This window comes from Photobacterium salinisoli, assembly GCF_003614885.1.
GTDB classification, from domain to species: Bacteria; Pseudomonadota; Gammaproteobacteria; order Enterobacterales; family Vibrionaceae; genus Photobacterium; species Photobacterium salinisoli.
The window spans coordinates 747,468-761,685 of the sequence record NZ_QZMS01000011.1; the positions used below are offsets into that span (position 1 = coordinate 747,468).

General features: G+C 48.3%; 15 protein-coding genes. All 15 read left to right on the forward strand.

Annotation, left to right across the window (positions count from 1 at the left end):
• Positions 1-96: 96 nt before the first annotated feature.
• The 15 genes from D6M16_RS14725 (at position 97) to D6M16_RS14795 (ending at position 14,200) form a co-directional block, all read left to right on the forward strand.
• Positions 97-450: a RidA family protein gene (locus D6M16_RS14725; protein WP_120512607.1), complete on the forward strand. Its 354-nt coding sequence runs from the start codon at positions 97-99 to the stop codon at positions 448-450.
• Positions 451-778: 328 nt separating this feature from the next.
• Positions 779-1,744, forward strand: coding sequence for a LysR family transcriptional regulator (locus D6M16_RS14730; protein ID WP_240435628.1), 966 nt, complete (start codon positions 779-781; stop codon positions 1,742-1,744).
• A 242-nt stretch (positions 1,745-1,986) separates the two neighbouring features.
• Positions 1,987-3,261, forward strand: a complete 1,275-nt coding sequence (locus D6M16_RS14735; RefSeq protein ID WP_120512608.1) for a GGDEF domain-containing protein — start codon at positions 1,987-1,989, stop codon at positions 3,259-3,261.
• Between the two features lie 192 nt (positions 3,262-3,453).
• Positions 3,454-3,651, forward strand: a complete 198-nt coding sequence (locus tag D6M16_RS14740) for a Flp family type IVb pilin (RefSeq protein WP_120512609.1) — start codon at positions 3,454-3,456, stop codon at positions 3,649-3,651.
• 11 nt (positions 3,652-3,662) lie between these two features.
• Positions 3,663-4,076: a prepilin peptidase gene (locus D6M16_RS14745; protein WP_120512610.1), complete on the forward strand. Its 414-nt coding sequence runs from the start codon at positions 3,663-3,665 to the stop codon at positions 4,074-4,076.
• Positions 4,064-4,543 (forward strand): TadE family protein, encoded by a 480-nt coding sequence (locus tag D6M16_RS14750; RefSeq protein ID WP_120512611.1) that lies wholly within the window; start codon positions 4,064-4,066, stop codon positions 4,541-4,543. The genes D6M16_RS14745 and D6M16_RS14750 overlap by 13 nt, the downstream gene beginning before the upstream one ends.
• A 61-nt stretch (positions 4,544-4,604) precedes the next feature.
• Complete coding sequence (gene cpaB / locus D6M16_RS14755) at positions 4,605-5,657, forward strand: Flp pilus assembly protein CpaB (protein ID WP_120512612.1); 1,053 nt, start codon at positions 4,605-4,607, stop codon at positions 5,655-5,657.
• A gap of 14 nt (positions 5,658-5,671) precedes the next feature.
• Positions 5,672-6,829, forward strand: a complete 1,158-nt coding sequence (locus D6M16_RS14760) for a type II and III secretion system protein family protein (protein ID WP_120512613.1) — start codon at positions 5,672-5,674, stop codon at positions 6,827-6,829.
• 1 nt (position 6,830) lies between these two features.
• Entirely contained in the window at positions 6,831-7,934 is a 1,104-nt protein-coding gene (locus D6M16_RS14765) for a CpaE/TadZ family protein (RefSeq protein WP_120512614.1), read from the forward strand.
• Between the two features lie 36 nt (positions 7,935-7,970).
• Positions 7,971-9,230, forward strand: a complete 1,260-nt coding sequence (locus D6M16_RS14770; protein WP_240435629.1) for a TadA family conjugal transfer-associated ATPase — start codon at positions 7,971-7,973, stop codon at positions 9,228-9,230.
• Positions 9,227-10,108, forward strand: coding sequence for a type II secretion system F family protein (locus tag D6M16_RS14775; RefSeq protein ID WP_120512615.1), 882 nt, complete (start codon positions 9,227-9,229; stop codon positions 10,106-10,108). Before D6M16_RS14770 ends, D6M16_RS14775 begins: the two co-directional genes overlap by 4 nt.
• A gap of 63 nt (positions 10,109-10,171) precedes the next feature.
• Positions 10,172-11,068 (forward strand): type II secretion system F family protein, encoded by an 897-nt coding sequence (locus tag D6M16_RS14780; protein ID WP_120512616.1) that lies wholly within the window; start codon positions 10,172-10,174, stop codon positions 11,066-11,068.
• Positions 11,069-11,127: 59 nt separating this feature from the next.
• Positions 11,128-11,883 (forward strand): tetratricopeptide repeat protein, encoded by a 756-nt coding sequence (locus D6M16_RS14785; RefSeq protein ID WP_120512617.1) that lies wholly within the window; start codon positions 11,128-11,130, stop codon positions 11,881-11,883.
• Positions 11,883-12,242, forward strand: coding sequence for a DUF3613 domain-containing protein (locus D6M16_RS14790; protein ID WP_120512618.1), 360 nt, complete (start codon positions 11,883-11,885; stop codon positions 12,240-12,242). The genes D6M16_RS14785 and D6M16_RS14790 overlap by 1 nt, the downstream gene beginning before the upstream one ends.
• A gap of 149 nt (positions 12,243-12,391) precedes the next feature.
• On the forward strand, positions 12,392-14,200 hold the full coding sequence (locus D6M16_RS14795) for a pilus assembly protein TadG-related protein (RefSeq protein ID WP_120512619.1): 1,809 nt from the start codon (positions 12,392-12,394) through the stop codon (positions 14,198-14,200).
• Positions 14,201-14,218: the final 18 nt, after the last annotated feature.

The following is a 14,218-nucleotide window of genomic DNA, read 5'->3' on the forward strand; positions in this document are numbered from 1 at the left end:
TGTTCTGCCTGATGGCAAAAAACAGCATCATTGATTGATTCATCCCGGCAGAAAACTTACATTGTTGGGCTTTTCACGTAAGTCAAAGGAATTAAAATGGATATTCAGCGAATTAACCCAACAAAACGTTGGTCTGATGTCACTGTGTTCAATGGTATTGCTCACTTTGTCGAAGTCCCTGAATCGGATACCAGCGCTGATATTACGGGTCAGGCCGAGCAGGTTTTCGCTCAGGCAGAAGCCATGCTGGCAAGCGTGGGCAGTGATAAGTCCCGTATTTTGTCTGTCACGATTTATATTACCGACTGGGCTAATCTTGCTGCTTTTAATGCAGCCTGGGACGCCTGGCTGCCAGAAGGTGCTGCGCCAAGCCGCGCCTGCGTGAAAGTTGAACTGGCTGATCCGGATTATCTGGTAGAGATTGCTTTTGTTGCCGCTGCCGGAAAATAGAGAATGTATTGCCATCTTTTTTGCTAAAAGATGGCAATTTTTTCCTCATTTGTCGATTTCATTCATTTTCTCTGACACACAGCCTTTCCGACTTCAACACGATTCTGGTTTGTGATTTCCCATAGATTGTCCTGCTATTTGTTTCTTACATATTGTTATCAGACGATTAAAGCTGATAGTTTTGCTAGTTAGGAATATTAACTTGTCAGTTATGCCCGCACGTTATTTTTGGGCGTATTGACGGGGTTGCCTCAGTAGTAACACTCAGCGGCAACCCCGTTCGACGGCCGTTAATCGATTTCTCTGGTGGATGTTTGTTGAATAAAGGATGGCTGCATTGAAAGGATTGGGTTTTGATCTTCGCTCGTTAGAAGTTTTTGTGGCTACCGCGCAGTCTGGCAACATGACAATGGCAGCTAACCAGCTTGGCCTGACACAGTCTTCCGTTTCTCAGACACTCTCTTCGCTTGAACACAACCTGAAAGTGACACTGCTGGACAGAAGCGTTCGTCCTGTTGAACTGACCGTCGCCGGTCGCTATTTTTATGATCAGTCATGCCATTTACTTGCGGAGGCAGAAAAAACACACGGCGTGATGACAAAAAGCAGTTTTCAGAAACTGCATTTGTTACGCATTGCCATGGTCGATTCTCTGGCTACCTCGTTAGGACAGCCTCTGGTTGAGGTGATTAAGCGTCATACAGAAAACTGGACGATCAATACCGGCCGATCTCATATGCATGCCCAGGCGCTGCTTTCACGCAACGTTGATATTATTATCTCTGACGATGCGCTGGAAAATAATGATCACCTCAGCCGTTACCGCCTGTTACGTGAGCCTTTTGTTCTTGTCATACCCAGCAAGTTTGCCAGTCAGTTTCAGGCATTACAGCAGGTTGCAGAAAAGCTCGATTTTGTCCGTTATTCCAATGACTCGCTGATAGGCGTGACGATTGAACGCTATTTACGACGGTTGGATATGAACGTACCAATCAGAATGCAACTGGATAATACTTTTGCCGTGCTATCCAGTGTGGCGGCCGGGCTTGGCTGGACAATAACGACACCGCTTTGTATGTTCCAGTACGGGCTGAACAATGACAAACTCACCTGTCTTCCCCTTCCCCGCGAAGAGCCCTTTTACCGCAATCTTACGCTGGTCTGTCGTCACAATGAGTTGGGTAACCTGCCGCACATTCTGGCTGAAGACAGCCGTCAAATTATTAACGAACGATTTTTTCCTCAGATTCGGGATGCTTTGCCCTGGCTGGATAAAGAACTGTATGCCGGTTAAATAGCTGCTACTGTTTGATTCCAAATAGAATAAGTGTGATTCTCACCCAGCATATAAAACAATTGCCACATTCTATTTTGGTAATTATCAACAGCGTGGACTAGGTTGAACTTATCGATAGCGGTAAAAAAATACTAAAGTGATCTGAGTACCATTACCGGATGACAACCGCTACCGGGAATAAACGGGTCTGATATTTCAGAGGTTATCGCAGCAGACACAAATGGAAGTGTGTACCTATCATGAATTCGGTGGAATTTTTTCTGAGTTCCGTGTTAAACGGCATTGGTAGTCTGTCCGAACTTACATCGGAATGGAGAGAGTTATTTTCGCTTCATGTAAATTTTCCTTTCTTCTGGCTGGTACTGACGGGTTTAGTACTGGTGGCATTGCTGTTGTCTGTGGTCAGTTTGCTGTGGAAACAGCACACCCGTCGTTCTCGTGTTCACCGTGAACTTGCCCGCGCTAATCAAAGAATGAGTCTGGCAACCTCTGTGGCAGGTATTGGTGTCTGGGAATGGGATGTGAATAACGACACCCTGCAATGGAGCCCTTATCTGTATGATCTCTATGGTATTCGTGTCGGCAGCAAACTGGCATTGACTGACTGGATGTCACGCTTGAAAAGTGGTGACGGTGACAAACTGATGCTGCTGAAACAGATAGCGGGTAAAAATAAGCAACAAACTCTGCTTATCGACATGATAGATCCGCTGGACGGGCAGCCCAGAGTACTGGAATTGGTAGTGCAGGGGCTAGTGAATGACGCGTCGCGCCTGATTGGCACCCAACGCGATATTTCAGATGTCATTGAACGGCAGCGCCAGATGGAACAGGCCGCCTTGCAGGACAAACTGACGGGCCTGCCTAACACACGGGCGCTTAACCGGGTGCTCAAGGCCGCTTTTTCAGAGCCGGACGTTGAGAACAAAGTGTTCGGCCTGATGTTTATCGACCTGGACGGTTTTAAGCAGGTCAATGACACGCTGGGCCACGATGTCGGTGATGCTTTACTGCAGCACGCTTCCAAGCGAATGCGTGGATGTCTCAGGATGGAAGATGAAGTCTTTCGTCTGGGCGGCGATGAATTTGTCGTCTGGGTACCACTGGGTGAATACGCGGTGAAGATTAAGAACCCCTCTCAAGACAGTGTCTTAGAATATGATGAGTCTGAGCGTCGTGAGCCTCCTATTCTGACCTGGGGCGATGACGATGAAGAGCTGACGTTCAGAATGGAAACCATCGCTGAAAAATTACTGCACACTCTGACCGTGCCTTTTAATTTTGGTGACAACCAGTGCCGCGTTTCTGCCAGTATCGGCATTGCCCGATACCCTGTGCACGCCAAAGATGCCCAGGCTCTGCTCAAGCGGGCAGACTCTGCCATGTATCAGGCCAAACGTAAGGGAAAACGCCAGTTTGCTCATTATGACCCGGCACCCGAACAGCGCCGCGAAAACGGGCAATCGGACGATATTGCAGGGGAACTGCCAGAAAACAGGCAGGCTATTGGGTAACCATGAGGTGTCATCTTATTGACGGATTGCATGTTATTAAGCCTGTATCAGATAAAAAACACAGTGCTTATGAAAAAAGAGTTCAACGAAGACAATAAATTTTTCACACAAAAATTGTTCAGAATCTAATATTTAAGACAGAGAAAAGAAAATTGATCTAAATCAATGCTTAACCAATATGAGGGATGTTCCATGAAGTATTTAGTATTAGCCTGGATTCACACAGCTGACTTTATTCAGCGCCTGCTTAAAGAAGAAAAAGGGGCGTCTGCCATTGAGTATGTGTTGATTGCGGCTGTGGTTGTTGCGGCGGTTACTGCATTAGGTTTGCCTGATATTATTGAAGGTGCCGGAGAAAAATTATCAAATGCGGTGAGTAGTGCTGGCTAGAGTGACGTTTATTGACTTTACAATCTTTATTCATCTTTGTTGTTTTTATTTGTTCTATTCAGGATCTGAATTCCCGAAGAGTAAGTAATTTTTTAATTATTATACTCCTGGCAATTTCATTGTTATTTATCGTTACAGAGGTAGACATAGAACTGAATGATTGGGAGTTCCATCATTTGTGGTCAATAGCATTGGTCAGCGTCATGATATTCCCATTATTTTATAAAGGTTTATTTGGCGCTGCAGATGTAAAGTTATTAATTGTGATCGCAATGATAAGCCCAGTGAATGTCATACTTGATATTTTTCTCTATTCATTTTTGAGTTTCTTAGTGTATTGGATGTTGTTTGCCCGCGGCCAGAAAGAAGCTCCCTTTGTACCAAGCCTGTTGGCTGGGGTGGTTGTATCGTTATGGATTCTATAGGAAAAAAATTATTCCGGATCAAACGAACAAAGCAGCAGGGCTCTGCTGCTCTGGAAACCGTATTGCTTCTTCCTGTCGTGCTAATGATTTTTTATGCCGTTGCTCAGTACAGCCTTATTTTTGTATCCATTCAGATGCTGAATTATGTTTCAGAAGAAGCACTTCGCAAGAGTGTTTCTTATGTAGATGAGAATTGTTATTACGGCGGCGCTTGTGACAGCACTGAACTCGAGGATCATATTGAGCAATCTGCGGAGTCTTTAATAAAAAGCTATACCGGATCAAATTCAGGTAGAGGTTCCCTCTTTGGACAGAGCCTGGATGATAACCTTTCTATCAATATCGATTCAGATACATTTTGCTGTAAAGTCACCATCATCTATAACTATAAAAACAAACCATTTTTACCGTCATTCGGTTTACCTGTTCCGGACGAATTAAAATCGACGGCAATATTGAATTTATAGAAATGCGCTCACTTAGCATTTCTTAAACTATGCTGCCAGAGAGCAACAGTGAGGGGAAAAAATGCAGGGACGCACGTTAAAAATTGCGGCTGCCGTCTTATTGGTGATGGCGCTCTTAATTGGCTGGTACGGGGTGACCCTGAGTGGCCGCACTGCACCGCAAGCCTCATCGCCGGCGATGTCAGTGACTAAGCCTGCGGTGACTGTCTGGGCTTTTGCGAACGATGTACCTAAACAGGCGGTGCTGACCGAAGACATGCTGGTTGCCACCCAAGTGACCGATGCCACTGCTGAAGACATTCGTGATTATTCTCCTTTTATTGGCAGACAACTGAAATTGTCTGTCGTGAAGGGAACCCGCCTGAAATCTGCTTTGTTGCAGGGGCAGTTACCCCTTGCACAGTCTCTGCCTCAGGGATACCGCGCAATTGCGATTCAAGCCAGTGAACTGACCACAGTCGGCGGACATGTTCAGCCCGGCTACCGGGTGGATGTGATTTATCTGCTTCGCGCCAACAAGGAATCGGGCGACAACAGTACCGCCCGGCGTATTCTGAGTAACGTCGAAGTGCTGGCAGTCGGGGATCTACTGAACTTCGACGGTAAAAAAACGGATAAACAAGTGAACGATAAAGCCAGAACCGTGGTACTGGCCGTACCTGCCACGGATACGCCACAGCTTTTGCTGGCAGAAAATACGGGGCAACTCAGGCTGGCGGTGGTTGGCACTCAAGAGTTGGCGCCGGTTGTTGAATTAGCCGCTGACGCAGAGAGCATGATGGCCTACTCGCCTGTTCCCGGCCAGCCATCCGGCGTCGATAAAACAGCCGGTGTGCTTTCGGTACCTAAAGTCATTGTGACTTCGCAGAAAACAGTCAGCACCTCGCAGGGGGCGCCGGCTGTCATGATGACGGCACCCAGCCATTCAACGGTCAAAGAACCTGAGGACGCCAAGCAAGACGACAGTTATGTCATCTCATTGAAAACATTGGGTGGTTATCGCGAAGCTGACGTGGAAGCGAAAAAACCGACGCCGGTGAAATACCGTTATGTTGCCCCTCGGGTTGAGGTGTATCAGGGCGAGAACCGAACTCTGGTTCGCACCAGTCACTGACAGGGAGAGAGTGAATGCTGCGTTTTGTGAATGGATTATGTGTGTTTCTGGCTCTGAGCCTGAGTGTGTCTGTTGATGCCCGTGATGTTCAAATGGATGTGGGTGAGCAGGTAACTGTGCACTCCGGCAAGCGCATTCAGCGGGCAGCCATTGGCGAACCCTCTGTTGCGGGTGTCAAAGTATTGAGTACCTCTGAGTTATTGGTGACAGGAAAGCAAACAGGCTCAACATCGCTGTTGATCTGGGAGCGAGGTTCAGATGAACCTGTCCGCCATCGGATTTCTGTCAATCCCGGTGGTGTTGCAACATCCAATATTCAGGTGCAGACAGACATTAAAGTGGTCGAAGTCAGCAAAAGTGCGCTCAAAGAAGCAGGATTCTTTTTCGGTAAGCAGGGCTCAGGCGGCACCTTCTGGGGCATTGGGAATGCCAGCGCGATTACGGGGGCGTCCTTTAATGGTTTTCGTGGCAGTTTCTTATCCAGTGGTGATGCGTTCAATCTGGTGATCGGCAATGTTGCGGATCATTTTCTCGGCACAATCAGTGCGCTGGACAGCAACGGCTTTGCTTACACGCTGGCTGAACCCAGCCTGGTGACTATGTCTGGCCACACGGCGACCTTTCTGGCCGGTGGGGAATTTCCGTATCCGAAAAGCACCAGTGATGATGATATCAGCATAGAGTTTAAAGAATTTGGGGTTCGTCTGAACCTGACCCCGACTGTGATGTCGGGCGATCGCATCATGCTCAAAGTTGCACCTGAAGTGAGTGAGCTGAATTATGCGCAGGGCGTCCAGGCCTCCGGTGTGATAGTGCCGGGATTATCGGTTCGGCGTACTGACACCACAGTCCAGCTGGGCAACGGTGAGAGCTTTGTGATCAGTGGACTGGTCAGCCGCAGCACAATTAAAAATGCCAACCGTTTTCCTGGATTGGGCGACATTCCGATTCTTGGCGCTTTTTTTCGCTCAACCCGGTTAGAAGAGAATGACAAAGAACTCATGATGGTTGTTACGCCGCATCTGGTGAAACCCTTTGCCAGCAACGCGCCGCTGCCACCGTTACCGGGCGAAATGTACCGTCAATTCAAACCCAATTTTTTCGAATTAATTTTTCTGGATGCTGAACCCAGAGAACTACCCGTAAAAATGGGCTTTTCAGGGGAGGGGTAAAATGCAGCTCATGGCATATACGGCGGATCATCACGCCAAACTGGATGTGTCGGAGGCGATCCCTGAAGGGTGCACGCTGACATGGATAGAAGATGCGTCTCATCTTAGCTCCAATCTGGCCTGGAAACAGACGCGTATTCTGATATTAGTGGCCTCTGACTGGCCAATGCCGGATATCGACAGCCTGATGGATAATTTTGCTCCCCGGCACGTCATTCTGGTGGATCTGACCCCCGAGGCGCACTGGCATGGTATTCAGCAAAACCAGCTGGTACGTAAACACCTTCACTGGTGCGAGCTGGAAGGACTGACAGATTTGATTCTTCAGCTGACACAGATGACGTCTTTTGGCGCCACGTCGCGTCTGGCGTTGTTGTCGCCTCGTAATGATTGTGATGGTGCCTTGCTGGCCATAGCCGCAGCGTCACAGCTGCAACGAAAGCACAAACAGCCCGTACTGTTATTGGATCTGGGGCGACCTTACAGCGATGTGTCTTCTTATTTGGGTTGCAGTAATCGGATTGATTTTCTGACCTTGCTGGAAAAGAAAGATTACCTCAGTGCGCAGTGGCTGGGTGAGCAAGAGTTGGACGCCGGAGCAGGCATTCATGTTATCGGGATGCCGGATTCGGACAATTACAGTGCTGTGACCATGGAAGCGCTGGTGGAAGTCATGGACCTGCTGGAAGGCATGTACAGCAATATCATTATTAATCTTACCGGTATGCCACCCAGCCCTTTGCTGTTTTTTATGGTCAATCGATGCGATCAGCATTGGCTGCTGGCCGATCAGAAAAACGTCAGTCTGAAAAGCGCCTGTGATCTGGCTGAATTACTTTATCTTCAGGGGATCAGGCCGGGCAGCGTGAATTTAGTTCTGGCTCCTTTCTCTCCTGAAGTGATGCCAGGAAAAGAGATGATCCAGAATCAGCTTCCTATCTTAGTTCGCGGCGATTTGCCGTACACCTTTGCTGTCATTACTGACATCAATGCCAACGCACTGTTTCCGCCCAGCGGCGAGTTCAGGTTGTATATCAAGGCGGTTGAGAAATTGCTCTGGCTGTCGACAGAAAAATCACGCTGGCAGTTTTCTCTGGGCTGGTAAGTATCCTCAGGTGATTTCTCAAATCAAGGAGTCGGTATGGGAAATGAAATGGTGTGGCCAAGCAGGGAATTGGTGATTCAGCAGGAAGAATCGACGCTGGCTCTGAAAGCGGAACTGCACCGCTACATTATTGAGCAGCTCGAAGAAGATGGCCTGATGTTTGAGATGGAACGACAGGAAATGCAGCCGCATGTTCATGATTATGTTCGCCAGTATTTTCAGCAGCATAAGGAAGTGAATCAACATCTGAACATGCAGGATCTGGTCACTGAACTGATGGACGAGATCGTCGGTTTCGGCCCGTTACAGAACCTGCTGGATGATCCAAACATCGACGATATTCTGATTAACGGCCCGAAAAATATCTATGTTGAACGAAGTGGTCAGTTAAGCCGGGTTTCCCTGAGGTTCATGAACGATCAGCATGTATTGCGGGTTATTCGTCGCATGATATCGCCAATCGGCCGGCGAATTGATGAGTCCAACCCTATGGTGGATGCCCGTTTACCCGATGGAAGCCGGATCAATGCGGTGATTCCTCCGCTGTCTATTGACGGTCCTTGTCTGTCTATCCGGAAATTCAAAAAAGAAGGTCTGACGGCAGATACCTTAATTCAGAATGGTGCCATGAGTGTTGCCATGCATCAGTTGCTGAGAAGCTGCGCGAAATCGCGATTTAATATTCTGATCAGCGGGTCAACCGGATCAGGAAAAACCACCTTGCTCAATATTCTCAGCCAGTACATCAATACCGGTGAGCGTATTGTGACCATTGAAGATGCCGCCGAACTGCAGCTCAGGAACGGGCACGTTGTCCGTCTGGAAACCCGTCCGCCTAACTCGGAAGGCCATGGCGAAGTCACCGCCAGAGATTTGCTTAAAAATGCCCTGCGGATGCGGCCAGACCGCATCATTCTGGGCGAAAGCCGGGGGGGGGAAGTGCTGGATATGCTGCAGGCAATGAACACAGGGCACCAGGGATCGATGAGTACGTTGCATGCCAACTCACCGCGTGATGCGCTGGTGCGGCTGGAAATGATGGTCACACTGGCTGGTTTCACTTCCACAGAATCACTGATTAAACAAATAATTGCCACCGCACTGGATATGATTGTGCAGGTTTCACGCCTGCCAAACGGTAAGCGGGTCATTACTCACATTGTTGAAGTCCAAGACGTGGCAGACGATCAGATCCGCATTCAGGAGCTGTATAAATACAACCAGCAGACGGAAGACTTCCTGACCGTGGATGCTATGTCTGCCCACCTGCGTAACAAGCTGGAGGAAGGGCTATGAACAGCGCGATCTTTATCGCGGTGGTCTTGTTGATTGCCAGCTGCGTATTGATGGTCATTGCAACCCGGCGTCCCAAAGCGGTGACCCCCAAAGCTGCGACAGACAAATCCCCAAAACAGCGCACTAACGAGCGGCCTGTACAGCGCAGGGATCGCATGCTGGAAAACTGGCAGAGACTTGGGCTGAGTACATCAACCTTCATGCTGGTGATTTATGGAGTTTGCCTGCTGTGCGGCCCTTTCGTGCTGGCGCGTGTGTCAGGTATCGGTGGGTTGGGCATTGGTCTGCTTGCTTCTGTGGGGCTGATTCTCCTGCTGGGTCAGATTCGGAAAAGTAATAAACGCCGGAAAATTCTTCAGCAACTACCTGGGTTCATCGATCACCTTAATCGCCGTGTACATGTTGGCATGTCGCTCAACAAAGCGGTTGAGAAGGTGCTGCCCGCCATTAATAACCCTTTACACAGTATTGCTCAGCGGGCAGTGCAGCGTACCAGCCTGGGCACAGAACTTTATGACTCTTTCTATAAAGAAGCCAAGATAACGGGTGTACAGGAATTTGCCCTGCTTGGTTCTGTGTTTAAGGTAAATCATCAGTTTGGCGGCAGTGTGACGGCGGCATTGGAGAACTTGGTTGAGCTGCTGCATCAGCAGGAACGCAGTCAGCGGGAACTGAAATCTATGACAGGAGAAACCCGGGTGACGGCCTGGGTGATGGGCGTGGCTCCAACGGCCATGGCTATGTATATGCTGGTGTCTAATCCTCAGCAGTTGTTGTCTATGTGGGCTGATGAGTCCGGCCGGCAGGCGCTGATGCTGGGTATTGGAGCCCAGGTGCTTGGCGCCCTGGTGCTGTGGCGCATGGTTCGGTCGTTATAAACTGGTTTGGCTGGGGTCATATTGCCAGTTTAAGTGAGACAGATGTAAAGGCAGGTAAACATAATGACAGTCACCGCTTATTTGATCATTGCCAGTTTATTGCTCACGGCAGGCGGGGCCGGTCTGATGTACTGGTCAGTCAAAGTACAAAAAGCACGCAGTGTGGAGCAAAACCTTGCCAAATCGCTGGGTAAGACACCGGGTGAGCGTGTGATTCAGACCGGCCAGATGTTGTGGGGCAAAACCAAGCGACGTAATGCCTCATTTCTAAGCGAAATTCTGGAGATGATGCGCAAAGCCGGATACATCTCCAACCGCGAGCAAACACTGGCTGTGTTCAGGATGGCCGCCGTGTGGTGTGCCGTTCAGTTGGTGTTTGCCAGTCAGCTCATTCAGGCCGAGGCATCGGTAAACAATAAAATCAGCCTGGTATTTATCAGTGCTCTGGGTACGGCCTACCTCACCATTCAGTGGCTGAAGAAAAAAGCTGCCAGGCGGACCAGAGTGATTGACGAAGAAATGATCATCGGCCTGCAGGTGATGAAAATTTTGTGGGATGTCGGTCTGTCGCTGGAGAGCCTGTTACGCACTTTGACCCGAGAACTGTCTGAATTGACCCCTGAGCTGAATAAGGAACTGAAACTGGTGCTCAGCAAAATTGAAGCAGGCCAGGAACGTGCTTCGGCATTCAGCGAAGTGGCCAGTGTGAATGATTCCACGGGCATGCAGGATTTATTAACCATGCTGGCACAGGTGTCTGAAACCGGGGGCAATATGTCGGCTTCGCTGAATCAGTTGTCTCAGTTGCTGCAGGACAGACGGCGGACTCAGTTGCAGGAAAAAGTCACCAAGCTGTCGGGAAAAATGTCAGTGGTCATGATGGTGTTTCTGTTTCCGGCTTTGTTTGTCGTGTTAGCCGGACCGGGGTTCATGGCACTCATCAAAGCAATAGGCAGTTGATGCCTTTTGTTTTCAGCCTGTGGCTGTAAAAAAAGAAGAAGAATGACAAGGATGCACATATGAAAAACCCGCTAAGGAACCGATCGTTCAGACATGGCCGTTATTGGGCAGGCGGCTTGCTGGCAATGACGCTGATGGCATGCGCCGGTTCGCCGCAGGAAGAAACGGCCCAGCAAACAGCCAACAAAGCCGTACAGTCTGGTGCTTGTGGTGAAACACTGATCGCCAAAGACGGCATGAAGCTGTCGATGGTGAAACAGCAAATGGATCAAGGCCAGTATTACCTGGCGCTGGCGGCTTTGGATGATCTGGATGAGGATGGCCTGAGCGTGAAAATCATGCGTGCCGATAGTTACCGCAAACTGGGCAAATGGGATGAAGCCTCCGCGTTGTATAAAGAGATGCTGAACACTTGCCTGGCTGGCAGTGCGTATCACGGACTGGGTTTGATCGCTTCGTATCAGGGCAATATGCAGGACGCCATGAAGTGGATGGAAAAAGCGGCCAAAGCCGCCCCGGTTGAAGCCGATGTCCGTAATGATCTTGGCTTTCTGCTGCTGGTTACAGGACAGGATAAAAAAGCCAGAGACGAATTGCTGACCGCGCTTGAACTGAATCCTTCGCATCCGAATGCGGCGAAAAATTTGTGGTTTATTTTACTGAAAACTAACCAGAAACAAGCGGCTGCTACGCTGGCTTCCCGGTTTGAATGGGACTATGCCGATCAGCAGGAAATGATGGATGCCATTACTGCCTTCAGGCCGTTGCAGCTGGATCCTTCTCAATCGGGCAACGATAGGACAGGAGCTTTGTGATGAAAAGGACAGACACCTCTTTGATCATTGTGGTGGCGTTTGCGCTCGCAGCCACTGCTGCACAGGTTATGGCAGAAACCGTGCCGACGCAGGCAGCAGAAACACGTTCAGTGGCTCAACCGGGCAAAATCAGTCCGTATCCTGCCACCACAACAGCACAGTTAAAGCCAGTCATGAAAAGTGAGCGCAAGAACATGACTCAGCTCTGGCTGAATATGCAGACGCGCGGCCAGATGGCAACATCCCAGACCGATACCCTGACGCCGGAAGCTGCGAAGGCAACACAAGAGCGTATGCAGCAAAGCTTCAGCCACCCGATTCCGGACAAATTTATTAAAGATAATTTTGGCGGCAGTTAATGGTGAACGAAACGCCAGATTTCCGCCCATGACTTGTCATGCCCGCGCAGGCGGGCATCCACTTACCGAACATGAGGCTGATCCATCAGCACTGGCGGCACACTGGTCTATCCGTGTTATCACTGAATGTCGTCCTGAGGAGCTAGGATATGTTGAGTCCATCGAGATCGCCTGGTCGTTTTTCTCGCCTATCCCGCCAGCGCGGCGCGGTCGGGATCGGTCTGATTTTACTCATGGTCAGCATGGTGCTGTTCCTGGCGATGGCCGTCGACACCGGCCGTCTGTACATGGAAAAACGCAAGCTCCAGAAACAGGCCGATTTAGCAGCACTCAGCTTAGGGCGAAGTGCCTGCTATATAGACGGAATCAACAATAAAGAAGCCCTGGAGACCCTGGTCAAACAGAATCTGGCAGCCAATGGCTTTGATACCACAGCATCCAACCCCACCATTGAATTTGGTGCCGCGCAGATTTCCGGCAACGAGTGGCAATTCGAACCTGCGAGCACGGCCGTCAAAAGTGCCGGCAGAGTCACCCTCAGTAAAACCGTGCCCGGCAGTTTGATTTCCCAGCTGTATAACCCCAATGATGTCACTTTGAGTGCGTCGGCGGCGGTGTATAAACAGATTTCAGTCGAGTTTGGGGTGGGATCTGGTTTAGTAAATATAGATTTAGATTCTGAAAAGAGAAATCTTGCTAATCTATTGTTGGGAGAAATCCTAGGAGGAAATGTCGACATAGGTTCATATAAAGGTTTAATCGAAACACATGTAAAAATAGGTAGGTTACTATCTGTTATGGAGGATAAAAACCTTTTAGACGTTGAACTTTCTGTTGCTGAACTGGATCAGGTTTTGGATAGCGAAATTGTTATTGCTGATTTTATTAATGCTATGATTGAAGCTGTTGATACTAGTCAATTATTAGCAGCAAGTGCAATCAGCGATTTAGAGGGTATTAGCAATCCAACAACAATGTTAAATGTAAATGAATTAGAATTTAAAATTTCAGATATTCTTCAACTTGCCGCTGGCTCTGATGATGCAATGAATGAAGAAATTCGTCGTGCGGCACTAGTTAGTAATATTGCTATTTATGACTTGGTATCAGGTGCTATTTATGCTGCAAATGGAGCTAATGCTATTGCAATTGATACTTTGAAAATTAATACAGGAGAATCTTTAGGCTTGGGTCTTCTGGGGTTAGAGTTAAATGCTACTATTATTGAGCCCCCAAAATTTAAAGTAGGTGTTCTTCCTGTGCCTGAGAATGGGTCAGCGACGAGTGTTGAAACAGCGCAGATAAGATTAGATATTGGGATCGACTTACCGCTTCCAACAATACCAAATCTCGTGGAAACTAACTTAGCTTTTGGGTTGTCATTAGAAGCAGCTAAAGCTGAAGCGAGATTGCTAGATATGACAGATTGTAATATTGATGGTTATAAAATGAAATTTGGGGTTACACCTACAGTTGCCGCAATAAAACTTGGAGATAAAGGAAATACAAATATACCAGCAAAACTTTCGGCGGGACTCCTTGGAGGAGCGTTGGAGTTGAATATAAATTTAGGCGCAAATATTCCTGTTTCACCACCCGAAGAAAAAACTCTATTAATTGATGCCGAGCATGGAGATATACCAGATGTTTATGGGTTAGAAACACCTATCAATGAGCATCTTGATGGTTTGTTAACTAACCTAAATGTAGTTATAACAACAAGTGTTAAGAGTTTTTTAGATCCCTTGGGATTATTAGATGTTCTAGTTACTCCAGCAATTAATGGTTTGGTTAGTACATTATTGTCAGTTATTGTCGAACCAATACTTAAACCTGTTATTCTTCTGGTAGCTGATCAAGTACTGGTTCCTCTACTTAGTCTCCTCGGCATCCAAGTCGGCACAGCCGATGTATTCGTTACATCAATTGATGTGGATGGCGGTGGTTTGATTCAGTAAGGGCCTGTGTAAGTCATG